The organism is Erwinia sp. PME.40.26/001 (assembly GCF_055556675.1).
Genome location: NZ_JBVHNP010000168.1, coordinates 1 through 273, shown reverse-complemented (window position 1 = coordinate 273; position 273 = coordinate 1). Strand labels below are relative to the sequence as shown.

At 67.4% G+C, this 273-nt stretch carries 1 protein-coding gene; it reads right to left on the bottom strand.

Going from position 1 to position 273, the window contains the following annotated elements; translation table 11 throughout:
• Positions 1-64: 64 nt before the first annotated feature.
• Positions 65-273: hypothetical protein (locus ACZ3HG_RS23705; RefSeq protein ID WP_465334820.1), on the bottom strand; the 209-nt coding region annotated here is incomplete at its 5' end.

The window sequence follows — 273 nt, the reverse complement described above, 5'->3', positions numbered from 1 at the left end:
ATCCCTGCAAAAGATGACGGCCGAATGTCTTCGGCCGTCCCCTGTTCCGGTGTGGTCCGCCCCCTCAGGCGGCCAGTGCCGGTGATGCGACGGCGGCGGCAGGTGCCGCTTGCTGGCGCGCGGCATGCCAGTCCGGATGGACCTCGGCAGCACCGCTCCAGACCGCCTGGTGCAGTTGCGACAGCAGGCCCGGTTCTTCCAGGATGCTGTTTTTCTGCTTGTCGTTCAGCGCGTCCGGCCCATCCTTGAGCGCGGTGCGCACCAGCTTCTCGC